The sequence below is a fragment of the Sphingobium sp. MI1205 genome (assembly GCF_001563285.1).
Taxonomy (GTDB): Bacteria; Pseudomonadota; Alphaproteobacteria; order Sphingomonadales; family Sphingomonadaceae; genus Sphingobium.
Genome location: NZ_CP005188.1, coordinates 1,970,123 through 1,993,657 on the forward strand (window position 1 = coordinate 1,970,123; position 23,535 = coordinate 1,993,657).

The 23,535-nt window shown below is 64.8% G+C and carries 27 protein-coding genes; 23 read left to right on the plus strand and 4 right to left on the minus strand.

Going from position 1 to position 23,535, the window contains the following annotated elements:
• Positions 1–174 precede the first annotated feature (174 nt).
• Genes K663_RS09455 through K663_RS09475 form a run of 5 tightly spaced genes read left to right on the plus strand, consistent with a single transcriptional unit; the run spans position 175 to position 4,225 of the window.
• Positions 175–390: a hypothetical protein gene (locus K663_RS09455; RefSeq protein ID WP_235589411.1), complete on the plus strand. Its 216-nt coding sequence runs from the start codon at positions 175–177 to the stop codon at positions 388–390.
• Positions 387–824, plus strand: coding sequence for a TA system VapC family ribonuclease toxin (locus K663_RS09460; protein WP_062116594.1), 438 nt, complete (start codon positions 387–389; stop codon positions 822–824). The genes K663_RS09455 and K663_RS09460 overlap by 4 nt, the downstream gene beginning before the upstream one ends.
• Positions 787–2,088, plus strand: coding sequence for a PP2C family protein-serine/threonine phosphatase (locus tag K663_RS09465; protein WP_145902257.1), 1,302 nt, complete (start codon positions 787–789; stop codon positions 2,086–2,088). The genes K663_RS09460 and K663_RS09465 overlap by 38 nt, the downstream gene beginning before the upstream one ends.
• Positions 2,085–3,155, plus strand: a complete 1,071-nt coding sequence (locus K663_RS09470; protein ID WP_062116600.1) for a serine/threonine-protein kinase — start codon at positions 2,085–2,087, stop codon at positions 3,153–3,155. The genes K663_RS09465 and K663_RS09470 overlap by 4 nt, the downstream gene beginning before the upstream one ends.
• Positions 3,152–4,225, plus strand: coding sequence for a serine/threonine-protein kinase (locus K663_RS09475; protein WP_062116603.1), 1,074 nt, complete (start codon positions 3,152–3,154; stop codon positions 4,223–4,225). Before K663_RS09470 ends, K663_RS09475 begins: the two co-directional genes overlap by 4 nt.
• A gap of 1 nt (position 4,226) precedes the next feature.
• Here K663_RS09475 and K663_RS09480 read toward each other — a convergent pair whose 3' ends face one another.
• Positions 4,227–5,099, minus strand: a complete 873-nt coding sequence (locus K663_RS09480; RefSeq protein ID WP_062116606.1) for a hypothetical protein — start codon at positions 5,097–5,099, stop codon at positions 4,227–4,229.
• A 143-nt stretch (positions 5,100–5,242) separates the two neighbouring features.
• Between K663_RS09480 and K663_RS09485 the strand changes: the two genes are divergently transcribed.
• Positions 5,243–6,238 (plus strand): IS30 family transposase, encoded by a 996-nt coding sequence (locus tag K663_RS09485; RefSeq protein WP_062120609.1) that lies wholly within the window; start codon positions 5,243–5,245, stop codon positions 6,236–6,238.
• Between the two features lie 101 nt (positions 6,239–6,339).
• Entirely contained in the window at positions 6,340–7,098 is a 759-nt protein-coding gene (locus tag K663_RS09490) for a DUF3732 domain-containing protein (RefSeq protein ID WP_235589412.1), read from the plus strand.
• Between the two features lie 141 nt (positions 7,099–7,239).
• Here K663_RS09490 and K663_RS09495 read toward each other — a convergent pair whose 3' ends face one another.
• The 3 genes from K663_RS09495 to K663_RS09500 all read right to left on the minus strand — a co-directional run bounded on the left by K663_RS09495 (position 7,240) and on the right by K663_RS09500 (position 8,555).
• Positions 7,240–7,698 carry a hypothetical protein gene (locus K663_RS09495; RefSeq protein ID WP_235589413.1) on the minus strand — a complete coding sequence of 153 codons (459 nt, stop codon included), beginning with the start codon at positions 7,696–7,698 and terminating at the stop codon, positions 7,240–7,242.
• On the minus strand, positions 7,692–7,916 hold the full coding sequence (locus K663_RS24880) for a hypothetical protein (RefSeq protein ID WP_235589414.1): 225 nt from the start codon (positions 7,914–7,916) through the stop codon (positions 7,692–7,694). The genes K663_RS09495 and K663_RS24880 overlap by 7 nt, the downstream gene beginning before the upstream one ends.
• Before the next feature lie 189 nt (positions 7,917–8,105).
• Positions 8,106–8,555: a hypothetical protein gene (locus K663_RS09500; RefSeq protein WP_062116609.1), complete on the minus strand. Its 450-nt coding sequence runs from the start codon at positions 8,553–8,555 to the stop codon at positions 8,106–8,108.
• 447 nt (positions 8,556–9,002) lie between these two features.
• Here K663_RS09500 and K663_RS09510 point away from each other — a divergent pair, with 447 nt between their 5' ends.
• The 16 genes from K663_RS09510 to K663_RS09585 all read left to right on the plus strand — a co-directional run bounded on the left by K663_RS09510 (position 9,003) and on the right by K663_RS09585 (position 23,412).
• A complete protein-coding gene (locus K663_RS09510) occupies positions 9,003–10,742 on the plus strand; it encodes a ParB/RepB/Spo0J family partition protein (protein WP_235589415.1) in 1,740 nt (579 codons plus the stop codon).
• 49 nt (positions 10,743–10,791) lie between these two features.
• Positions 10,792–11,658 carry a HEPN domain-containing protein gene (locus tag K663_RS09515; protein ID WP_062116614.1) on the plus strand — a complete coding sequence of 289 codons (867 nt, stop codon included), beginning with the start codon at positions 10,792–10,794 and terminating at the stop codon, positions 11,656–11,658.
• A 292-nt stretch (positions 11,659–11,950) separates the two neighbouring features.
• Positions 11,951–12,247 carry a DUF736 domain-containing protein gene (locus tag K663_RS09520; RefSeq protein WP_062116617.1) on the plus strand — a complete coding sequence of 99 codons (297 nt, stop codon included), beginning with the start codon at positions 11,951–11,953 and terminating at the stop codon, positions 12,245–12,247.
• A 286-nt stretch (positions 12,248–12,533) separates the two neighbouring features.
• Entirely contained in the window at positions 12,534–13,376 is an 843-nt protein-coding gene (locus K663_RS09525) for a DUF932 domain-containing protein (RefSeq protein ID WP_062116620.1), read from the plus strand.
• A gap of 242 nt (positions 13,377–13,618) precedes the next feature.
• On the plus strand, positions 13,619–13,858 hold the full coding sequence (locus K663_RS09530; RefSeq protein WP_062116622.1) for a helix-turn-helix domain-containing protein: 240 nt from the start codon (positions 13,619–13,621) through the stop codon (positions 13,856–13,858).
• A gap of 137 nt (positions 13,859–13,995) precedes the next feature.
• Complete coding sequence (locus K663_RS09535; RefSeq protein WP_062116625.1) at positions 13,996–14,259, plus strand: DNA -binding domain-containing protein; 264 nt, start codon at positions 13,996–13,998, stop codon at positions 14,257–14,259.
• A gap of 160 nt (positions 14,260–14,419) precedes the next feature.
• Positions 14,420–15,199: a DUF2285 domain-containing protein gene (locus K663_RS09540; RefSeq protein ID WP_062116628.1), complete on the plus strand. Its 780-nt coding sequence runs from the start codon at positions 14,420–14,422 to the stop codon at positions 15,197–15,199.
• Positions 15,200–15,322: 123 nt separating this feature from the next.
• The gene (locus K663_RS09545; protein ID WP_062116632.1) at positions 15,323–15,589 is read left to right on the plus strand and encodes a helix-turn-helix transcriptional regulator; all 267 of its coding nucleotides are present in this window, start codon (positions 15,323–15,325) and stop codon (positions 15,587–15,589) included.
• 7 nt (positions 15,590–15,596) lie between these two features.
• Entirely contained in the window at positions 15,597–16,487 is an 891-nt protein-coding gene (locus K663_RS09550) for a replication initiator protein A (RefSeq protein ID WP_062116634.1), read from the plus strand.
• 272 nt (positions 16,488–16,759) lie between these two features.
• Positions 16,760–17,281 carry a DUF2840 domain-containing protein gene (locus tag K663_RS09555; RefSeq protein WP_062116638.1) on the plus strand — a complete coding sequence of 174 codons (522 nt, stop codon included), beginning with the start codon at positions 16,760–16,762 and terminating at the stop codon, positions 17,279–17,281.
• Positions 17,278–17,892, plus strand: a complete 615-nt coding sequence (locus tag K663_RS09560) for a S26 family signal peptidase (protein ID WP_062116641.1) — start codon at positions 17,278–17,280, stop codon at positions 17,890–17,892. Before K663_RS09555 ends, K663_RS09560 begins: the two co-directional genes overlap by 4 nt.
• The gene (locus tag K663_RS09565) at positions 17,873–18,205 is read left to right on the plus strand and encodes a DUF736 domain-containing protein (protein WP_062120615.1); all 333 of its coding nucleotides are present in this window, start codon (positions 17,873–17,875) and stop codon (positions 18,203–18,205) included. The genes K663_RS09560 and K663_RS09565 overlap by 20 nt, the downstream gene beginning before the upstream one ends.
• Before the next feature lie 4 nt (positions 18,206–18,209).
• The gene (locus K663_RS09570) at positions 18,210–18,962 is read left to right on the plus strand and encodes a lytic transglycosylase domain-containing protein (protein ID WP_083535863.1); all 753 of its coding nucleotides are present in this window, start codon (positions 18,210–18,212) and stop codon (positions 18,960–18,962) included.
• Positions 18,963–19,221: 259 nt separating this feature from the next.
• Complete coding sequence (locus tag K663_RS09575) at positions 19,222–20,952, plus strand: relaxase/mobilization nuclease domain-containing protein (protein ID WP_062116644.1); 1,731 nt, start codon at positions 19,222–19,224, stop codon at positions 20,950–20,952.
• A gap of 16 nt (positions 20,953–20,968) precedes the next feature.
• Positions 20,969–22,996, plus strand: a complete 2,028-nt coding sequence (locus K663_RS09580; RefSeq protein WP_062116647.1) for a conjugal transfer protein TraG — start codon at positions 20,969–20,971, stop codon at positions 22,994–22,996.
• Positions 22,993–23,412 (plus strand): CopG family ribbon-helix-helix protein, encoded by a 420-nt coding sequence (locus K663_RS09585; protein WP_062116650.1) that lies wholly within the window; start codon positions 22,993–22,995, stop codon positions 23,410–23,412. The genes K663_RS09580 and K663_RS09585 overlap by 4 nt, the downstream gene beginning before the upstream one ends.
• The last annotated feature ends 123 nt before the right edge of the window (positions 23,413–23,535 follow it).

Below are 23,535 nucleotides of genomic sequence, written 5' to 3' on the forward strand. Positions count from 1 at the left end.
GTTATGCGAAGCATGGTTGCCGCTGCGTGTTCGAGCGCGCGCAGACGCTCAGCATCGCGCCATTCCTTGATGCTCGTCTTCGCTGGAATTAAGAGCGCGAAGATTGAAGACGCGCCGCCATTGAGTTATATGATGCGTGATGTTTGATGCGTTGAGGAAGTTATGCGAACCACATTGGCGATCGATGACGACGTATTAGTCGCGGCTAAGGCGATCGCGCGGCAGCAGCGCAGGAGTGTCGGAGAGGTGGTGTCCGATCTCGCGCGCCGCGCATTGCGGCGCCCGCAAGCTCCCGCAGCGCGCAATGGCATTCCTCTTCTGTCGGTATCGGATGAGGCAACGGTGGTCACGCTTGAAACGGTGAACTTGCTCCGCGACGAGCTGCCGTGACCTTTCTGCTCGACGTCAACGTACTCATCGCCCTGATCGATCCGGCACACATCAGCCATGATCCCGCGCACCAATGGTTCGAGTCGGTTGGCAAGGTGTCCTGGGCGACCTGCCCCATAACGGAGAACGGGGTCATCCGCATCGTTGGCCATGCCAGCTATCCCAATACACCGGGATCGACGGCAGATGTCGCGGCTATTATGGCCAAGATGTGCGGATTGTCGGGACACGCTTTCTGGCCCGATAGCTTGAGCCTGACCGATGCTGCTCACGTCGATGCGTCGCAAGTGCTAACCTCGGCTCAAGTGACCGATACCTATTTGCTAGCGCTGGCCCGCGCCAATGGAGGAAAGCTAGCGACATTTGATAGACGCCTTTCGGTAAAGGCGGTGAAGGGTGGAAAGGAAACGCTCCACATCATCGGTAATTCATGAAGAGGAGAGCCACCACCGGACGAGCGTCGTCGATATGTCCCGACTGGTTTCTTCCAGTCGGGACTGTAGGCTATCGTCCCAGGGGCGCGGGGATGCACAGTTGATCGAGAGGATACAAAACCGGCTGGCGAAAGCCTTGGAGACCCAAGGGTCCGCGAAGGCCATCCGCACGCATAGCGGCGCGGCGCTCGGATCGAGCGTCGGGCTGGTGCGCAAGCGCAATGAGGATTCCTGCCTCGTCGCCCGAGCATCCTATGCGCCTGGTGGCCGCGCGAATTTCACCGTAGCGATGGTTTGCGATGGCCTTGGCGGTATGAGCCAGGGCCGGGAAGCCGCAATCCTGGCCGCCAGCGCCTTTACCGCGCATCTGTATTGCGCGCCAGCCATCGGCTGGGAGGAGCGGCTTTCCCAGGCAATCGCCTATGCGAACGCCGAGGTCTATCGGCGGCTGCGCGGTGATGGTGGCACCACGCTCTCGGCGGTGATTTCATCACACGACGGGGCGATGTTTTGCCATGTAGGCGACAGTCGCATCTACGGCGTCATGCCCGACCGCGCCCTGGAACAATTGACGCGCGACGATACCATCAATGCACTGCTGAAACGGCAAGAAGGCGAAGCCGAGCCTCCAAAGGATTCGCGATTGTTGCAGTTCGTCGGCATGGGCGAAGAAATGGAGGCTCAGATCGCCCCCGTTCCAAGCCATTGTCGTTCCGTTCTCCTGACATCCGATGGCGCGCACGATGTTCCCCACGTCGTGTTCCAGCGGGTCGTCACTGCCGCGGCAGGAGGGAGCGATCTCATTCGCAAGTTGTTGACGCTGTCCGACATGATGGGCGGCCGCGACAATGCCACCGCTATCCTGCTCCCCATAGGGAGTGAGGCAGAACTCTATGATGACAGCGGCGAGAATGAACTGCTCGCAATCCTGCCCAACGAGACCCTGGCCATCCACATCACGGGGGGAGACGCGCGGGAGCGATCGGGGGGTGTGCGCAATCCACCGCCCAATTATCGGCCTCATGAGCCGAGCAAGCGGATCGAAGAGGCGCCCTCCCCGGAAAAGGCCGTGGATAACAAGCCGGAGTCCAAGCCTGCCGCTACCAAGGGGAAAGGGCGGACAACCAAGGCACGCAAGCCCAAGCAGCGTCCCGCGCGCCCAAAGACGGATGCTGCCGACCGACTACCGCTTGATGAGCCGGGCAACGAAGTCGATGTTCAATTTTCCGCTCCGGCCACCCGACCGGATGAGGACAAGCAATGAAATTGCCTGCCCGCTACGAGAAAGATGGCTCGCCCTTTTCCGGTGGCGGGATGTCGACCGCGTTTAAGTGTAAGGACAAGCATCTCGATCGCCATGTGCTCGTCAAGGTGCTTCAGAAGGGTGTGGACCAGAAGCGCATTCTCGACGAGGTCAAGGCCCTGAGCGCCATCCGGTCCAAGCATGTCGTCCAGATTTACGACGTACTCAAGGATGGCTCCGGTGCGGTCACAGCGCTCGTGGAAGAGTTCCTTCCCGGCCAGGATCTGAATGAGATCGTTCCGATCAAGGATGCCGGCACGTTCCTGCGGCATGTCTATGCGATCGCCTGCGGCCTTGCCGACATTCATGCGGTTGGCGTGGTTCATCGCGACATCAAGCCCAACAACATGAAAATCGATGCCGAGGCCTGCCTCCGAATTTTCGATTTCGGCCTGTCCCGCACGGACGGCGTGAACTGCGAGACGATCGGGACGATCGGGACCCTGGGCTATATTGCCCCAGAACTTTGCGCTCCGGCACATCAGAAGGTCAACTTCACGTCGGCGGTCGATGTCTTCGCCTTTGGCGCCACCGCGCTCAAACTGATCCGCGGCAAGTTGCCCAATGACCTGCGCGCGATTCCGCCGAATCTGCCCAGCGCGGATACGGACTTCGCCAAGCAAACGCTCGCCCTTCCGCCGGCGATTGCCGCAACCCTCAACCAGTGTCTATCGAAAAAGCCCGCCAACCGCCCAAGCATGGAGACGGTTCGCGACATCGTTGGCCGCCATTTGCTGCATGGCCGGCACAAGGCGACGATGATCGTTGGCGAGAAGATCCATTATCTTGAGCAGATCGGCCAATCCGTGAAGCTCAGCGCAGGCTCGCTTGGCTCCGTGGATGTGAGTTACGATGGCTATGATTTCATCGCGACCAATGTCGTGGGCGACGTCTACATCAACAATATGAGTATTGCGCCGCCGCAGAAGCTCCCGGGCGCATGCGTTATCACGCTGGGCTCCCCCAGCCTGGGCTTTCAAAGGCGATACATCACTTTTGACGTCACGCATCCGGAGGTGGTTCTGTGAGTGGTGTGCTGCACGCGATCGGCGACCTGGTGGGCGGTCGATATGAAGTGATCGATTATATCGGTCAGGGCGGTATGCAGGAAGTCTACCGTGTCCACGATCAGTTGCTCGAACGTGACGTCGTCCTCAAGTCGCCCAAGAATCCATCGGCAAAGAAGCGCTTCAACAGGAGCGCCACTCTCAGCGCTCGCGTCAACCACGACAACGTGGCCAAGACGCTCGACTATGTTGAGGAAGACGATCGTTTCTATCTGATCGAGGAGCTAATCGAGGGCTGCGATCTGGGCCACTTCCTGAAGAACCATGTTGCGATGCTCGATCCCTTCGCGGCGGGGCGGGTAATGCATCATCTGGCCAAAGGGTTGGCCGCCTCCCACCATGTCAACGTGATCCATCGCGACCTCAAGCCGACCAACGTCATGGTCGCGGGAGGCCGAGATTTTACAGGCTTCAAGATCACCGACTTCGGCATCGCCAAGATGGCTCAGGAAGAGATCGGAGAAGCCGTGGCCGGCGATGAGGAAGGACTGACCAGTTCCCAGACTGCGCTCGGCGCGTTGCCCTACATGGCGCCGGAAACGATCGACGACATGAAGAATGCTGGCAAACCCGCCGATGTCTGGGCGATCGGCGCGCTGACCTTCGAGGTTCTGACGGGCAAAAGGCCGTTCGGCGCTGGCTACAAGGCCGTGCCGCTCATTCAAGCGGCGAAAGTGCCACCGTTGCCTGGCCCTCTGACAAGCAATACGCAGTTCGCGCCGTTTGCCACCGCGATATTTGATCTGATCAAGGCGTGCATGCAGAAAGATCCCGCAACACGACCGACGGCCGACCAACTCGTCACGGCCTGCGAGGGGCTCTATTATTCGACGGTTCCGCGCCAGTATGGGACCATAAAGAAGTTCGACAACAACAGCTGGGGCTTTGCCGCCGCCACCGGCAGCGATGTTTTTTGTCATGTGAAATCGGTCTATGCTGCGTCCAACCTGGCCGTTGGCGAGCGCGTCTGGATGACGACGCATCCGGGTTCGCCTTCACCCCGAGCATTTCCGATCGTGAAGGCTGTTTAGACTATCGGCGCTTCGGCAATTTCGCGAGGATGGCGTTGAGCGCCGCAGGGCTGTCACAGGTGCTGCGCCACGCCTCGAGGAAGAGCTCGGCCCGTTGCCGGTCGGCGATGGCGGCGCGCACCTTGACTTCCAACTGTTGCTGGTAACCTCGTATGGCCTCCGCTGCGGCCAATCTTGCCTTGCGGTTCCGGATCGCCTCACCAAGCTGACGCTCGGCGACTTGGAGTTGCGCGTCATTAACGCCAGCCCATTCCAGGATCGTCTTCATATGGTCCGGTGACGGACTGCGCAGCCATTCGGAGGCTTCGTCACCAAGGTCTTGCCGGGCATCCCTTTCCAGATATTCCCTGCGCGCTGCGGCGGCATCGGCTAATTCCTTCAACCGTTTCGCCTCTCGTTCCTCCTGCTCTCTAAGTCTCGTGTCGCGCAGCGTTCGCAAGGAAAGCCCGCACAAGTCGTCAACGACATAGGATTCGTAGCGGGCGTTTGCCATTCGCCGCAGGTTTTCGATCCGTTGCAGGAGCGTCGCAAAGGGCTCACCTCCCTGCCGGGCAACGCTTTCCGGGCTTTGGCCGCTCACATTATATTTGCGCATCCAGCGCTCGGTAACGACCTGGGGGTCGGGGGCGCCGGCCGCCTCAAGTATCTGCTTAAGCTTCCAGCGCAGTTCGTGACGGCGATGAAGATAGCCGTGCAACGCGCCTTCGATGAAAAAGGCCTGTTCGTCCCTGTCCCAGAAGACGATGCCGCCCAGAAAGGAGAGGTCAAACAGATAGTCGCGGATCGCCGTGTCGGGCGTGCCGTAGCTGGACGTGGTATATCCTGCCGCTTCGATAGCCTTGCCGCGATAGTAGCTCAGGTCCGTGCGGATCATCCAGTTCGGGAGACGGCTGGCGAGCGAATGTTCGTGCGGCCATTGTCCCTTGAGTTCGAGCCGCGATCCGGTGGATTCAAATCTGAAGTGCGAAATTGCTGGATTTTGTAGGGTTGCAGCCCTGTCGGCAAGGAGTGCATTTCATGATTTGTTATCGCCATCTGCGGTTCGATGACCGGCGTGTGATCTACGAGATGATGGAAGCTGGTAGGTCGGTCCGGGAAATTGCCGGTCGATTGCAGCGGCATCCGTCGACGATTTACCGCGAGGTTCGCCGTAACCGCCACCTTGATGAGTGGCCTGCATTCCGGGGCTACTTTGCATCGGCAGCTCAGCGCAAAGCGACCGCCAGACGTGTGCGCGGCGGCAAACTTGCTCGCCACCCGCATCTAGCGGCTTATGTCGTCGAGCGGTTACGGGCGGCCTGGTCGCCAGAGCAGATTGCCGGATATGTCAGGCGTTGCTGGACTTGTGGGCCGTCGGTCTGTCACGAGACGATTTACCAATATGTCTATGGCGCCGAAGGGCGTCGGCTTGCTCTTTGGCGAGAGTTGCCGAGCGCGCGCCGATCCCGCCGCCGACGCTATGCCCGCAAGCCCCGGGGCGTCCATATTCCGCTGGCCAATATGATCACGCAGAGGCCCTCGGAGATCGGAGAAAGGCAGACCTTTGGTCATTGGGAATGCGATCTTGTCATCTTTCGAAGAGAACATGGCAAAGCCAATCTGACCTCACTGATTGAGCGTCGAAGCCGATTTACCATGCTGTCCCACAACCCCAGTCGCCATTCCGCGGGCGTCATGGCAGGCATTGATCGTCACCTCAGTCCCCTACCCTCCGCATTGCGCCAGACCATCACGTTCGATCGAGGGACGGAATTTGCCGCTTATGCCCAGCTCAAGGCGCGCCTGAGCATGACCGCATATTTCTGCAGCCCGTCAGCGCCTTGGCAAAAGGGCAGCGTCGAAAATAACAACCGTCGTCTCAGACGCTTCCTGCCACTCGAAACGGACATAGCCTTGATCTCGGAGGCGGAATTGCAAGCCATCGCGGATCGGATGAATGCTACGCCACGCAAATGCCTGGATTACCGGACGCCTGCAGAGGTGTTGAGGGAGCAGATCGTTATAGCCTCCTGAACCGATCCATCATCCGGGGTGGGGCTCGCCCCACCCCGGATGATGGAGTAGAATGCTCGAAGCGTCGCACTTCGAATGGAAACCGCACGGAGACTTTGCTAGTGCGCCTCAACGAGATTCGCCGCGAGATGGGGTTACTGGAGCGCAACTCGCAGCAAGCCAAGCAGGCCATCGACCGTTTCGACAGGATGGAACGGTTCCTTGGCCGCCTCGAACAGGCGCTCGAACTCTACGACCGGACTGATCAATCGGCCGGCCTTCGGCAGGAAATCGACGCGCTCAAGGCACAGATCGCTGAATTGCAACGCCGTGTCTCGGAAAATGAGATCGGTCGCAAGTTACGAAACGCTCTCGATAGCATTGAGGCTACCACCGGCCGCCTCATCCCGCGGCTCGACGCTGAGTGGCCCGATGCGCCGGTCCGCCTGATGATCGCTGATCTCACGGTGAAGGTCATCCGTGGAACACGAGACGACTATCTCTGGGAAATCGGCAGCGGCGCAAACTGGCTGGCCTATCATGTCGCGCTAACTCTTGCCCTGCAGTCCTTCTTTCTCGAGCTGCCGCACCATCCAGTTCCCGGATTGCTGATTTACGATCAGCCGAGCCAAGTCTATTTCCCGCGCAGAACGGCCGGTGACGAGAACGCGGACCCAATGACCTGGCGAGACGAGGACGTGGTGGCAGTTCGAAAGGTGTTCTCGCTGCTCGGCGAGCAGGTCGCGACCGCCAACGGCCGCCTGCAGGTAATTGTGCTCGACCATGCAGACGAGGATGTGTGGGGTGATCTGGACGGCGTCGTCCTAGCGGAACTATGGCGCGATCACGCGCTCGTTCCCCATGAGTGGTTGAACCGCTAGGAGCCTAAAAGCAAAGGAGTTGTCGAATGGGACCTCTTTTCGAGGCGGAATATCCGCTGAGCCGCTATACCCGCCAAGCCACCGCCGCGGGCCGGATCGTCACCTGACCGCCCCAGCGCCCCGCCCGACAGGCGGGGGCGCTCAGTTCGGGAGAAACGGAACGACTGCCGGCGCGACCGTCAGCGCGCCTGATGCCGGGTCCGGCACGAGGATCGGCACCGCCGGATAGAGCGCGGGCCAGGTCGAATAGTTGGCGATCCACGCCGCCGCGCTCGGCGATAGCCATCCCGTCAGCGTCGTGATGCTCGCATAGCGCTGCGCCAGCGGCAGCGCGATGATCGGCTCGTAATGGGCGGTCCGGTTGCGCAACAGCCGCAACTCGCGCAGCTCCTGCGCGATCGTCCCGCGCTGGACGCCCTTCGCCTGGAAGATCGGTCGCAGCGTCTGCCAGAGATGGTGCACCTGGCGGCCGAACAGCGACGACCAGAAGCCGAAATTGAGTTCGGCGATGATTTGCGAGCGCGTGACGACCTTACCCACCTGCTGGAGCGTCTGCCTGGCCTTGGCGATGCACCCGGTCTGATAGGCCGTCGTCAGCACGGCCGGATTGGCGAACCAGTTTGACCGTAGCGCTGGATCAACGCGCCGTCCGTCATGTTCCGCAGCGCGATTTCCTGCATGTGCAGCGGCCCGTAGAGCGCCGCCGAGAGCTGGATTTTGTAGGTGTAGAGCCGCTCGGCAAGCGCCTGGTCTCCGCCTGTCCAGTTAAGGTAGGTGTCGAATCGTTCGGCGGACAGGGCGGCGATGAGCGTAGGCACGCGGCGGCTTGATCCTTGATTTTTCCGCCCCGATCGTCCATTTTGAGCCCGTATCCCCCGGTGGTCCCTGCTCTGCATACCGCCGGGGCACTTTATTTCTAGCCATAGCCATTACTCTTCGCAACGCGCCTACAGCGTGCAGACGGCGGCTCTTGGCGGTCTTCCATCGAAAAGACGCGAGCTTCATGCTCATAGCGACGACCGCGCTCTATCGCGCGTGATCGCCTCCGCAACGACGTCGAGATGACGCTGGAGCAGCCCGCTTGCCGCCAGCGGTTCGGGCAACGTCCATCGGAAAGGCTGCGGATAGCGAAAGGCTTGGAAGGCGTGCGGCGTGGACAATGCGTCCACCAGGCGCACCAGCTCGGAGAAGGCTTCTTTCGGATACCGCCGGGTTCGGCGAACCAATTGCAGGCACCACCCCAGTTCGTGACCAATGCCCATCAACCGTTCTTCATCGGCCCCTTCGGCGCTCAGCACGGCCTTCAGCGACAACTCCAAGGCATGAGCGACCAGCATGAAGAACGGCAGTCGGCAGCTTTCGTCAGCGCCTGACCCCAGCGAACGGGTCGCTGCGGCGGCATAGTCTTCCGACATGCGCAGATAACCCTGAGCACGCTCCAAACTATCGTCGCTCATCTCGATCTCCCTGAATAACTACAACAGCGTCATTGTAATCTAACAGAGTATCTGGCGCCTCCCTTCGGGACCGCCGCTCTTTCTCCGCTGCGCTCCGACCGAACCCCTGACGGGTTTCGTCCCGTGCGGGTCACGATCAGCATGGCGGGGCGGCGCATCCGCGCCGGTCCGTAAATCCGCCATTGCGGATTTGCGTCTTTCCGTAGCTGCGGAGATCGGGCCAGGGCTGCGCCGGCCCGATCGCTTCGTTGGTCGTTTCACTCCCGCTATGGGGTGGGCGACGCTTCCCTTTAGGCCCGCCGCGCCGGGCCGCAACGCGCGCAGGCGCGCTTACCTCCTCTTCGTTCCGGTCCTGCGGATGCTGCCCGGCTCCGCCGGCGGGCCTGCCGGTCGCTTCTTCGCCGCCCACCCCATTCCGGGGTGAGTGTGGTTTTAAGGAGAAGTGTGATGAACGCTGTGACCGAAACCGGAGCCGCCGAGCCTGTGTCGGGCATCGAGATTTTCGTGCCCCTGAACAAGCTCAAGAAGTCCCCCAAGAACGCCCGGAAGGTGCCGCATAGCGAGGCCACCATCGAGGCGCTGGCAGGCAGCATCCAGCACAAGGGGATGATCCAGAACCTTGTGATCGAGCCCGAGGTCCGCGAGGACGGGACGCCGACCGGCGCCTATCTCGTCACCGCTGGCGAGGGCCGCAGGCTGGCGCAGTTGCTGCGCGCCAAGCGCAAGCAGGTCAAGAAAACGCATCCGATCCGCTGCTGGCTCGATACGGAGAACGATCCCGCCGAGGTCAGCCTCGACGAAAACGTAACGCGCGAGGCGATGCACCCTGCCGACCAGTTCGAGCGGTTCCACGAGCTTTCGGAAACCAAGGGTTGGGGCGCGGAGGAGATCGGCGCGCGGTTCGGCGTGTCGGCGCATGTGGTGAAGCAGCGGCTTCGCCTCGGCGCTGTGTCGCCCAAACTGTTGCAGGTCTATCGCGAGGACGGGCTTACGCTGGACCAGCTTATGGCCTTCGGGATTTCGGAAGACCATGCCCGGCAGGAGCAGGTTTTCGAGAACCTGCATCACAACCGCGAGCCGTGGATCATCCGGCGCGACATGACGGCCAGCAACGTGCCCGGCGATGATCGGCGCGCGGTGTTCGTTGGGGCCGACGCCTATGTCGAGGCGGGCGGCAACATCATCCGCGACCTGTTCAGCGAGGACCGGGGCGGGTTCTTCGAGGATGCGGGCTTGCTCGATATGCTCGCCATCGAAAAGCTGCGCGAGGTCGCCGCGACCGTGCAGGCCGAGGGCTGGAAATGGGCCGAGGCGCATATCGACTACCCCCACGCGCACGGGATGCGGCGGGTCTACCAGCAGACCGTTTCCCTGTCCGACGAGGACGAGGCCCGGTTGGAAGCGCTGTCCACCGAGCATGACGAGCTGGCGGAGGGCTATTCGTCCTATGACGAGATGCCCGAGGACGTGGCGGCGAAGCTGGAGGCGGTGTCCGACGAGATCGACGCCCTTTCGGCCAAGCGCTACGTCTATGACAGCAATGCGGTGGCGCATGGCGGCGTGTTCGTTGTGCTCAACCATGACGGCGCGGCGCGGATCGAGCGCGGCTTCATCCGGCCCGAGGACGAGGCGCTGGCCTTCCCGCAGCCCGAGAGCGAGAGCGAGGGCGAGGACAGCGGCGACGGCATCAGCGGCGAAGCCGAGACCGAGAAGGACGAGGACGGCGGCGAGATCGAGCCGGTCGAGGAAGAGGACGAGGAACCCGGCAAGCCGATTTCCGACAGCCTCACCCGCGACCTGTCCGCCCACCGGACGCTGGCGCTTCGCGTGGCGCTGGCGGAGCGGCCCGACATGGCGCTGATCGCGCTGACCCACACGCTCACGGCGCAGTTGTTCTACAGCTATGCCGAAGCTGGTTGCCTTGAGGTTCGTCCGACCGTGACCCCGTTGGGGAGCCATCCCAACAGCGCCATGAGCACGCTTGCCCGGTCTATCCTGACGAACCCCGCCAAGCTCGGGCTGACGTCCCTGGACGATGCCGCGATCGGTGGCTGGATCAGGGATAATACGGCGCGGGTGAACCTGCTGATACCTGCACCCCTCGGGCTGCCGATCCTCAGCCTGCTCGAATCCTTCCTGCATGTCCGTTGGAAGCCGCTCTTTGAAGGGCGAGCCCCCACCGACTAGATAAGCCGGTGGCCAGTTCCTGGCCGGCCCGGTTCTTGGAGGGTGGCAGGTGAGCGTTTCGGCGTCGAAGAACAATCTCGTCCACGAGCTGTTCGTGCGGACGGCAGACGAAAACTACATCGCGGCGCGCTGGTGCGCGATCAATCGGCTCAATACCGACTTCCTATGGCTCGCGGTCCACGCGCTCGAGAAATACCTGAAGGCGGTGCTACTCGCGAACGCCCGCACGTCGAAGGGCTACGGCCATGACATCGTCAGGCTCTATGCCGATGTGCGCGCGCTTGCCGGTCCGCTTCTGCCGGACAAGCTGCAGAAGCCCGCCGATCTAGACATTCACCACTGGTTCGAGCGCTCGGCCGAGGACTTCATCGCCCACCTCCTGCGTAACGGCAATGCCGACAACCGCTATCTGATCTACGGCTGGACCACGCGCAGCGAGGACATTCACATGCTCGACGCGATGGTATTCGCCATCCGCCGGCTGATCTGCCCGCTCGATGAACGCTACATCAAGCGCCGCGATCCCACCGCACCGACCTTCACCCATCGGGAGCTGCTTACCCGGCAGCCCGAGCATTATGACCGCATGGGAATGCCTCTCGACGACCTCATTTGGGCCAAGGACGACACCGACGCCCGCCGGGCGGCGCTCAATCTCAACATGGCGTTCGCGCCCGCTGATTTTCTTCATGAACCGATGCGGGGCGGCAGCTCGTCACGTAACCCGGTCATCATCCGCCGAATCCTCGATCCACTTGAAAGCGACAACCCGCGCTGGGCCGCCGAGGGCGTCGAGATCGCCAGATGGTTTCTCGCCAACGTGCAGGTTCCGAAGGGCAAGCCGGCCGATCCCGGCGTGGTGGAACAGATCCAGGACGCGATCGAAGCGGCCCGCGCCAAGCATGGTCTGCCGTAGGGTGGAATTCCGCTCGCCAATCCAGTCCCCGAAGCCGCCGCGCCGCGCCGACACGGCCTCTCCAAGGGCTTGATCTAAGCGGGGCCGGCTGCGCCTTGCCCGACCTGGCGCAACAGCGCCTGGCGACTTTTTTCCGCCGCCTTCGGCTTTGCATCGCGAAACAAAAAAGCCGCCCGCCGCCGTCCGGCGCTTCGCTGGGCCGCAAGCGGTGCGCTTCCGGGCATCCCCGCTTCACCGATCGCCATCGAGGCCGCGACGGGCGCGGTCCGAACAACACGAAAGGAACTTCGACATGGCGATCATCGGCACCTTCACCGCGAACGGCGATACCTTCACCGGCACGCTCAAGACCCTCACTCTCAACGCCAAGATCACCTTCAAGCCCGCCGAGAAGGAGACTGACAAGGCCCCTGACTTCCGCGTCCACTCCAACACCGTCGAGTTCGGCGCCGCCTGGAAGAAGACCAGCCGCGAGGGTCGCGACTATCTCTCGGTCAAGTTCGACGATCCGACCTTCCCGGCGCCGATCTACGCCACCCTGTCCGAGACCGACACCGCCGGCGAATATGCGCTCATCTGGTCTCGCTGACCCGCACGGCGCCCCCGCTCCACCAGAGCGGGGGCGCCTTGTCGTGCCTGTTGCTCGCTTCTGAAACGGACGGGCCAAAGGCCCGGCGTGATCTGTGAGAGTGCTTGGGGCGCTGCCCCCGGCGCCCTTCGGAGCGGCTTCCGCCCAGCTTCCTCCACGCTTCGCGTTCCGTGCAGCCGGTTCCCCGCGAAGCCGCCCACTCCGGTTGCACCCCCGGTCTCGCCGACGGGCAGGGTTTCAGCGCGGCGCTCCGCTGCGCGGAAACCCAAGCCCAAGGAGTTAAGCCATGTATCATAAGCTTGCCACCCGGTTCGGCCGCAACGCCCATCAGATCAGCGGCCGGCAGGCGCTCGACAATGAGGCGCTCTATCGTAACGTCCCGTCCATCTTCGCCCGCGAGGCGCACGACAGCCGTTCGGAGCGGTATGTCTATGTCCCGACCATCGACATTGTGGAGGGGCTGCGCCGGGAAGGATGGTTCCCGTTCTTCGCCGTCCAGTCGGTTCCACGCGATGGTAGCCGCCACGGCCACGCCAAGCACATGCTGCGCCTGCGTCGGGACGACGGCATCGGCAAGCCCGAGGCCGCCGAGGTCATTATCGTGAACAGCCATGACGGGACGAGTGCCTATCAGATGTTCGCCGGCATGCTGCGCTTCGTCTGCACCAACAGCATGATTGCGGGCGAGCGGTTCGAGGAAGTCCGCGTGCCGCACAAGGGCAATATCGAGCATGACATTATCGAGGGCGTTTACACCGTGGCGGAAGATTTCCCCCGGCTGATCGACGCCAGCGACAGCATGAAGGCCATTCGGCTTTCCGAGGACGAGCAGCGCTTGCTCGGCGAGGTGAGCCTTGTCGCCCGCTACGGCGAGGACGAAAGCCCGCTGCGCCCTGACCAGATCATCGAGCCGCGCCGCCGGGAGGACATGGACCGCAGCTTGTGGACCACGTTCAACGTCATTCAGGAGAACGTCATTCGTGGCGGACTGCATGGCCGCAGGCAGAACGCCGAAGGCCGTATCCGCCGCAGCCGGTCGCGCCCGATCAACGGCATCGACCAGAATGTCACCCTCAACCGCGCGCTCTGGACGCTGGCCGAGGGGATGCAGCGCCTCAAGGCGGGCTGATCGCTATGCCGTAGGGCCGGACCTTCCGGCTCTACGGCTTCCCATATTCTGCGGGTTTGTCGCCGCCGATCCAGCTTCCCCGGATCGGCGGCGGTCGCGCGTCCCTTAGGTTCGCGCCACGGCGATTGGTGGCGAGCTCGCCGGGCTTCGCCCGGCTCGCAATGCCTATTCACGCTATTCCAAGACGACTATAATAGTCGTTTCGATGGCGGATAGCGCATCGGTTGTGGACGTGATCGCGCATGATCACTTCCCGCCAGGTGCGGGCCGCTCGTGCGCTTCTCGGCTGGACACAGGAGATGCTTGCAGACAAGGCCCTCGTCGCTCTGACGGCGCTCAAGCGCCTCGAATCAGAGAACGATCTGCCTGTGCGCGACGAAACCCGGCATCAGGTGGTCAAGGCGCTAGAGGCGGCGGGTGCCGTGTTTCTCGACTCGGATCGAGGTCATGGCGTGATGCTGGTGAACAATTCACCGGAATAAGCCGCTGTCATTCGCTTTAGATTATGCGTGTTATACCCGGCCACCATAGCAAAAGCGGTACGATTCTCCCGATCCATTATGGTGTATAGCCCGTGAATCGACGGGTGCGGGGAAATGGCTGAAAACGGAGCGAAGCGATGGCGATAGCCGCGTTCGAGGATCGCGCTCCCGATGCATGTCATGTCACGGATTATGACGAGCGCCACCACCGGACTTATTGGCGGCTGCTCGATGCAGCGGCGGAAAACGCCGATTGGCGCGAAGTCGCCAGCATCGTTTTCGGCATCGACCCCGACAGCGAGCCCGAACGCGCGCGGACCATCTACGAAACCCATCTCGCCCGCGCCCGTTGGATGAGCGAGACCGGCTATCGCCACTATCTCAACCCGCCGGCATCCTAGCCCGAAGCCCGCAAACCCCGCCGTAAGCACGATCATTCCGGCAACGCTGCTGACTTGAAACCGCTATGCGCGCGGCCGGACGCCGGGGCTTCTCGCCGTGTGGCGTTCGCTGAACACTCCTCGGTCCGCTCCGCAGAGGGCGAGACCTGGGAGGGACCGGATGCCGTCAGACAAAGACTGGCGCACCCCGGCAGATGAAGCCGGGAACGACGCGCTCCAATACTCCGACATCGCGATCGGCTACCTCAGCCGAAACCCGCGCTATCAGACCGATTATCGCCGTGCGCTCGGCCGGGTAAGACGTGGCGCCGTCAGCGCCGACGACGCCACGGCTACACTGGTGCGGCGATGGGGCATCAGCTTCCATGCCGCGCCGGCTTCCGCGTTCGACCCCAAGCTCGCCATCATGCGGCCGGAACTGTCGCCGTCCAACATCGTGCTCGCGCCCGCGCTGCCCGGCTTTCGCTCGGCGCGACCGCTCGATGTGCCCGCGCTTGGCCCGATCCGGGCGCGCGGGTCGTTCGACAGTTTCGTCTATTTCATCCTCGCCGACCCGGAAGGCGACGAGCAACTGTGGGTCGCGGGCGGGATCGACCGGCCGCTGGCCCTGATGCTGCCCTACGGCCCCTGGCAGCGCACGCACATGGCGGCGGCCGAGCGGCTGCGCCGCCGCCTGTGCGGCATCGCCTCCGGGCCACCGGCGCTCAGGCTCCCGCCCGCGAAACGCGCCCATCACCTCACGCTGTTCCGGCTGCTCGACGGTCGGCAGGCGGGCGCGACCCAGCGCGAGCTGGCCGCCGTGCTAATCGACAACATGGTGCGCGATTACAACGCGGCCGGCTGGACCGAAAGCAAGGAGCGCAAGCGCATCCGGCGCTGGTCGGCCGAGGCCGCCGAACTGATGCAGGGCGGCTATCTCCGCCTGCTCGGCGGCGGCTGACGGGGGGACACGGCCAGACCCCCCGGCTCCTGTCCCTTCACCACATAGGGGGCGGTTCGCCACCATGCCCTCCTGTCCGCCGGCCCCGCTTTTCCGGGTCCGGCCATCGTCAGGAGGATCATCATGGACCAAGCTGTGGCCGCCACCACGCCGCGCTATCTCAAGACGCCCGACGCCGCGATCCACCTCGGCCTGTCGGCGCGCACCCTCGAAAAGCACCGCTGCTACGGCACCGGCCCGGTGTTTCGCCGCCTCGGCGGCCGGATCGTCTATGCGATAGACGACCTTGAAGCGTGGGCCGCGCTGGGCACGCGCCGCTCGACCTCCGATCCGGGCGCCGGCGTCGTCCATCCCGCCAAGCGCCTACCCGACGATAGCGTGCGCGGCTGATCCGCCGATGTCGGCCCGGCGACCCCATGAAGGCGCGATCAGCCCCGAACGGGCGCAACTCGACCTGTTCTGCTCGATCCCCGGCGACCTCGCGCCGCGTGACGCACAGGATCTGATGAGCTGGCCGTTTTTCAGCCTCGCCAAGAGCAAGCGGGTCGCACCGATCGACTTCCGCATGGGCGAAACATGGATTGTCGTCGAGGCGACGCCCGAACATGGCATGGCGACCATCTGGGACGCCGACGTGCTGATCTGGGCGGCGAGCCAGATCGTCGAGGCGCGCGACGCCGGCCGTCCGACCTCGCGGCTGATGGCGACCACCCCGCACGAGATTCTGACCTTCATCGGTCGCGGCACGTCCGTCCGCAATTACGATCGGCTCAAGGCCGCGCTCGACCGGCTGCAATCCACCACCGTCGCGACCTCGATCCGGCAGCCGCTGCAACGCAGGCGCCATCGCTTCTCGTGGATCAACGAATGGAAGGAGCGGCTGGACGGCGCGGGCCGCCCGCTGGGTCTGGAACTGATCGTGCCCGACTGGTTCTATGCGGGCGTGCTCGATCGCGCGCTCGTGCTGACGATCGATCGCGCCTATTTCGACCTGACCGGCGGTCTCGAACGCTGGCTCTACCGCATCGTGCGCAAGCATGGCGGGCGACAGAGCGGCGGCTGGAGCTTCGATCTCAGTCACCTCTATCTCAAGTCCGGCGCGCTCTCGCCGTTCAAGCGGTTCGCGTTCGAGCTGCGCGCGATCGTGCGCCGCCAGCCGTTGCCCGGCTACGTCCTGTCGCTCGAACATGCGCTCGGCCGCGAGCGGCTGAACTTCGCGCCTATTCCTGTCGATCCGCTTGACGCCGCCATGCGCCGCGCCGGCCTCCGGCTTGTGGATAAGTCGTGATGGCGGTCGTGCTATCAGGAACCGGCGGAGTCGTGCCATCGGGAACCGCGGAGTCGTGCCATCAGGAACCGGGATGCCCCGCAACCCCCCGAAAATCCTCACGGAATCGACACCCTTCTAACGATGCTAATAGAGAAGAATCCTTCGGATTCTTGCTAACGCGCCACAGGGCTGTGGACAGCCCGGCCGCGTGTCGCCCGCCGATCGGCCGGATAACGGGGCGACCGCCAGGCGCGCAACCCCTCCCAGCGTCCAACCCCGGAGTGATCCCCATGAATGACAACGGACCGACCGGCGCGCGCGCCGGCCGCACGCTGAGCGTGCTTGCCGGCGACGGCCTCACCCATGTCGAGCTGACATGGATCGAGAAGAAGCTGGAGCATTGGATACGCTTCGGCCGCATCGCCCAGGACCGCATCGTGACGCGCCGCACCCGCGTAGTCAGCTTCCGGCCGGGCGCGGTGTTCGCGTTCGTGCGCTGGGCGTCGAACGACTTCGGCACGATCATCTCGCGCATCGACGTGGTGCGGGCGGTCGCGCCCCGCGAGCCTTACACGACGCTGCCGTTCGTGCGGCCGGGTGGCGACATCCTGCTCAAGATCGAGGGCTGGCCCAAGGTCGCCCAGGTGCTCGCCGCGATCGACGCGGTGGAGGCGGAGGGCGTCGATCCCTGCGACACCGCATTCGATCATTGGCGTCACGTTCATAACCGTATCTCCGCCGGCCATCAGCCGCGCCCCTACACGCTGGAGCGTCATCGCGCCTGGCTCAAGCGTCGGGAGATCGAGGGATGACGCGCTTTGGTTATGTCCTCGCGACCGTCACCACGGCCGAGCTGTTCGCAGCGCTGTTCGTCACCGTTGCGCTCGTGCAGCCGCGCCCGCGCCTGATCTGGAACGCCAGCGCGAGCGCGCCGATCGGGCTCTACCGGCTCGAACGCGACGAGCATCCGCCCGTCGATACGCTGGTCGCCGTGCTGCCGCCCACGCCGGTCGCGCGCTGGCTCGCGGCGCGCCGCTATCTGGCCGAGGGCGTGCCGCTGCTCAAGCATGTCGCCGCACGGCCGGGACAGCGGATTTGCCGCGCTGGCGGCGTAGTCAGCGTCGATGCCCGGCCCATCGCCGTCGCGCTGTCCCGCGACAGGCGCGGGCGGTCGCTGCCGGTCTGGCGGGGATGCCGGACGGTCAAGGCTGGCGAACTGCTGCTGCTCAACCCGTCCGTCCGCGACAGCATGGACGGCCGCTATCTCGGCCCGCTGCCTGCGTCCGGTCTGCTCGGCCGCGCCATTCCGCTGCTCACGCGCGATGCGCCCGGCGCGCCGCTGCGCTGGCGCGGCCTGCGCCCTCAACCGGCTTCCCAACCCGCCAAAGCAAAGGAGACTGGCGATGTCCTCCATGATCTTTGAACCCACCGCCGACGGCTATGCCGGCCGCGTCCGCCTCTTCGGCATCGACGAAGCGATCGTGCTTGTCGCCGTCGATCCGGGCGACGCCGAGAGCGCGCCGGATTATCGCGTCCATCTCGGCGATGAGGACGGTCCCGACATCGGCGGCGGTTGGAAACGTGTCGGTGAGCGGGCCGGCGACTACATCGCGCTGGAGATCGACAGCCCGCTGTTCGGGGCGCCGTTCCGGCCGGTGCTGTTCCAGGCGGACCGCGACGGCCGTGCGCTCCGGCTGTCATGGAAGCGTCCGCGCCCGCGCGACGATCGGGCCTGATCCGATGCCGCCGCGTCGTTCCTCCGCGCGCCGCCGGCCTGTGGCGTTGGCGTGGCTGGCCTGTCTCGCCGCAGTACCCGCGACGATCCTGGCCGCGCCGGTCCAAGCGCAAGCCGCATCGCCATCCGACGCCGATGCGGTTGCCCGTCACGTCGCCGCCGCCGCGCAGCGTTATGCCATCCCCGAGGCATGGATATGGGCCGTCATGGGCGTCGAGAGCGCTGGCGATCCCGGCGCGGTATCGGCCAAGGGCGCGATGGGCCTGATGCAGATCATGCCCGCCACCTGGGCCGCGCTGCACGTCCGCTACGCGCTCGGAGCAGATCCCTATGACGTGCGCGCCAACATCATGGCGGGCGCGGCCTATCTGCGCGCGATGCTCGATCGCTACGGCGATCCGGCCGCCATGCTCGCCGCCTACAATGCCGGGCCGGGCCGCTACGATGAGTATCTTCGCGGCCGTCCGCTGCCTGCCGAGACACGCACTTACGTCGCGAGGCTCGCGCCCGTCATCGGCGCTGCTCCGCCGTCGCAAGCGCATCCCGGCGTTGCCCCGGACCCGCTCGCCTGGACACGTTCGGCGCTGTTCGCGGCGAGGGGCGCAATACCTTCGGATCGCGCTGCCGTTGCTGCACAGCGGGCCGATGACGCGCAATCGAAGGGCGCATCGGACGGACGCTCGACCGTCGCGCTGATCGCCGCCACGCCGCCGTCGCCTGGTCTGTTCGTTCCTCTTTCCGGCCGGTCATCGCAATGAGTGGCGGTGGCGTTCTCTGGCGGCCCTTCGCGCGAGCCTTCGCATCGCCGGAAAGGGTGAGGGCTGAAGGTCTGAAGGGGGAAGGTCGAGGGCAAGATAAAGGGCGGCAATGTGCGGAGCCCTTGCGCCTCGGTCGTGGCCTTGATTCTCAAGGCTTTTGGGTCTTGCTGCGCAATGTGCGCGGATCGCGCGCAATGTGCGGTGCGGGCTGGACGCCCGCTGCCGCTAGGGATCGCCGCACATTGCGGCGCCTCCGGCCATGACCGGCGAGGAGAATTTCCGCATCCGGCCTGGCCGTGTCCGCTCGCGCGGCGGCCAGCGCGCGCTTCGGGCCATCGCCCAAGCGCTGGCGGCGGCGCAGCGGGCCGGCGGCCATATCTCGCGCCGAGGCCGGATCATCGCGCCGGGCCGCTCGACCTTTGGCCGGGGCCGCAGCGCCAGCGTCCGCGCCACCCACCGGCTCGGCCACCGCTCGCGCCAAGTGATCGTCAAGGCGCGGGTGGTCCGGCATGGCGGCCGCGCGTCACTCGCCGCCCATCTCAACTATCTGCAACGCGATGGCGTCACGCGCGATGGCGAACGGGGCGTGCTGTTCGGCGCCGAAGCCGACAACCTCGACCGCAACGACTTCGCTTCGCTCTGCAAGGACGATCGCCACCACTTCCGCTTCATCGTCTCGCCCGAGGACGCCGCCGATATGGGCGACCTCAAGGGCTTCACCCGCGAGTTGATGCGCCGCATGGAAACGGATCTCGGCACGCGCCTCGACTGGCGCGCCGTCGAGCACTGGAACACCGACAATCCCCACGTCCACATCATCGTGCGCGGCGTCGCCGAGGATGGGCAGAACCTCGTCATCTCCCGCGACTATATCCGCGAGGGGATGCGAGCGCAGGCGCGCGACATCGTGACCCGCGAGCTGGGGTTGCGCACCGACCTTGAGGTTCGCCAGTCGCTGGAGCGACAGGTCGAGGCCGAGCGCTGGACCGAGATCGACCGCGACCTCTCACGGACCATGCAGCGCGATGGCGTGATCGACATGGCGCCCGAGGCCGGGACGCGGCCCGACGCCGACCATGCCTTGAGGATGGGGCGGCTGCGCAAGCTCGAACGGCTCGGCCTCGCCAGCGAAGTCGCGCCGGGACAGTGGACGCTCGCGGGCGACGCGCAGGCGGCCTTGCGGGAGCTGGGCGAGCGGGACGACATCATCAAGCGGATGCACAAGGCGATGACCGAGCGCGGCATCGACCGCGGCGCCGCCAGCTATGTGCTTGAACCCGATCCCGCGCAGCCCGTCATCGGCAAGCTGGTCGATCGCGGCCTCCATGACGAGTTGACCGGCCACGCCTATGCGATCGTCGATGGAATCGATGGGCGCACCCATCACGTCCAGTTTCCCGACATCGAGGCGACCGGCGATTGCCGGCCCGGCGCGATCGTCGAGTTGCGCCGGTTCACCGACCGCAAGGGCCGCGACCGGGTGGCGCTCGCCGTGCGATCGGACATGGACCTCGACGCACAGGTCCGGGCGCCGGGCGCCACCTGGCTCGATCGCCGCAACCTGTCGAGCGATGGCCGTGACCTCGGCGGCGGCTTCGGAACCGAGGTGCGCGCCGCGATGGAGGCGCGGGCCGAGCATCTCGCCGGCGAGGGGCTGGCCCATCGGCAGGGCCAGCGCATCGTCTTTGCCCGCAACCTGCTCGACACGTTGAGGCGGCGGGAGCTGGACGCGACAGCGAACGAATTGTCGGCGGAGATCGGCTTGCCGCACACGCCGTCCAAGTCCGGCGAATATGTCGCCGGCGCGGTGCGGCAGCGGCTGACGCTCGCCTCCGGCCGCTTCGCGATGATCGACAACGGCCTCGGCTTCCAACTCGTGCCCTGGTCCCCCTCACTCGACAGCCAGATCGGCAAGCACATCTCCGGCGTCATGCGTGGCGACGGCAGCGTGGACTGGTCGTTCGGCCGCGGTCGGGGCCTCGGCTTGTGACCCGGAAAGGATAATCATGTCCGCCACCAAGATTCAGTGGGGCCAGCTTACCGCCGTTCTCTCGATCGTGGTCGCGGCGACGTGGGCCGCGACCCAATGGACGGCCGCCTCTCTCGGCTATCAGTCTGAATTGGGAACGCCCTGGTTCACGATCGCCGGCTGGCCGGTCTATCCGCCCTACGCCTTCTTCGTCTGGTGGTTCGTCTTCGACGCCTACGCGCCCAGGATTTTCATCACCGGCGCATATATCGCGGCCTCGGGAGGCATCGCCGGCTTCCTGGTCGCTATTGCCATGTCGGTCCATCGGGCGCGCGAGCTGAAGAACGCCGAGACCTATGGTTCGGCGCATTGGGCGGTGCGCGAGGATGTCGAGGCCGCTGGCCTGCTCGGCGAGAACGGCGTCATGCTCGGCCGACTGGGGCGGGACTATCTGCGCCATGATGGTCCCGAGCATGTGCTGTGCTTCGCGCCGACCCGGAGCGGCAAAGGCGTCGGGCTTGTTGTTCCCACGCTGCTGACCTGGCCGGCCTCGGCGATCGTGCATGACATCAAGGGCGAGAACTGGCAGCTCACCGCCGGCTTCCGCGCCCGCCATACCCGCGTGCTGCTGTTCGACCCGACCAACGCGGATTCGGCCGCCTACAATCCGCTGCTCGAAATCCGCAAGGGCGCCTGGGAGGTGCGCGACGTGCAGAACGTCGCCGACGTGCTGGTGGACCCGGAAGGGTCGTTGGATAAGCGTAACCACTGGGAAAAAACCTCCCATGCGCTGCTGGTCGGGGCGATCCTCCACGTCCTCTACGCCGGCGAGGACAAGACGCTCGCCGGCGTCGCGGCCTTCCTGTCCGACCCGGCGCGCCCGATCGAGTCCACGCTGCGCGCGATGATGACGACGCCGCATCTCGGGCAAGCCGGCGTCCATCCCGTCGTCGCCAGCGCCGCGCGCGAGCTGCTCAACAAATCGGACAATGAGCGATCGGGCGTCCTTTCGACCGCCATGTCGTTCCTCGGCCTCTATCGTGATCCCGTCGTCGCGCAGGTCACGCGCACCTGTCAGTGGCGCATATCGGATCTGGTCGGCGGCGATCGGCCGGTGACGCTCTACCTCGTCGTGCCGCCATCCGACATCTCGCGCACCAAGCCGCTGATCCGCCTCATCCTCAACCAGATCGGGCGCCGGCTGACCGAGGACTTGCAGGCGCGGCAGTCGCGCCATCGGCTGCTCCTGATGCTGGACGAGTTTCCCGCGCTCGGGCGGCTCGACTTCTTCGAGTCCGCGCTGGCGTTCATGGCGGGCTACGGCATCCAGAGCTTCCTCATCGCGCAGTCGCTCAACCAGATCGAAAAGGCTTACGGCCCCAACAACGCCATCCTCGACAACTGTCACGTCCGGGTGAGCTTCGCGACCAACGACGAGCGGACGGCCAAACGCATATCGGATGCGCTCGGCACGGCGACCGAGATGCGGGCGATGAAGAACTATGCCGGCCATCGGCTATCGCCGTGGCTGGGGCATTTGATGGTGTCGCGCTCTGAGACCGCCCGCCAGCTCCTCACGCCCGGCGAGATCATGCAGCTCCCGCCCGAGGACGAAATCGTGATGGTGGCGGGCGTGCCGCCGATCCGGGCCAACAAGGTCCGCTACTATAAGGATCGGCGCTTCACCGAGCGGGTGGTGTCGCCGCCCGACATCCGCGGCGGAGGCGGCCCGCAGCGCCCGGATGACTGGAGCGCGCTGCCGCCGATCGCGCCGCCACCCGAACCGCCTGCGCCCCAGCCTGAGCCCAAGAAGAAGAAAAAGAAGGCGAAGGAGACCAGCGCCGAGGACGAGGCCGACAATGCGGACCTGCGCCGCGAGCCCGAGATGGAGCGGCACATCGATATCGCGCCGCCGCCGCTGCCAGCGTCTGCCAACGAGTTCGAGCTGGACGAGCCGGAGCACGATCCCGATGCCGACGCCGCCCGGCAGGCCGCCATGCGTCGGCAGATGCAGGGGATGGCGCGCCAGGCGTCGCTCGATCCCGGCGATGGGATGGACCTGTGACGACGAAATCGCCCCTCTCGGTCTACCTCGACCCCGAAATCATGCGCTCGCTCGCCGCCTATGCCGACCGGCGCGGCAAATCACGCTCGCTGATCGCCGAGGCCGCCATCGCGTCCTTTCTATCGCCGGACGCCGACGAACAGCGCGAGGCGGCGATCGCCAAACGCCTTGACCGGCTCGACCGACGCACCACGCGGCTCGAACGCGATGTCGGCATCGGCGTCGAGATGATCGCGCTGTTCGTCCGCTTCTGGCTATCCAACACCCCGCCGCCGCCCGAAGTCGAGCGGGCCGCGATGCGCCGCCAGGGCGGGGATCGCTACGACGCCTTCATCGAGGCGCTCGGCCGGCGACTCGCCAAGGGACCGAAGGTCCGGCAGGAGATTGGGGAGGACATGCCGCCCCAAGACGAATGAGGCCGCCTACGCTGCTCCCTGTATTTCTTCGCTAGACTACGACGGCCACATTTACTTGTTGAACTGATCTCTTTTCTGTCTCTCTTGATGTGCCCCTGAGACCGGGCGGCGGTTCGTCCGGCT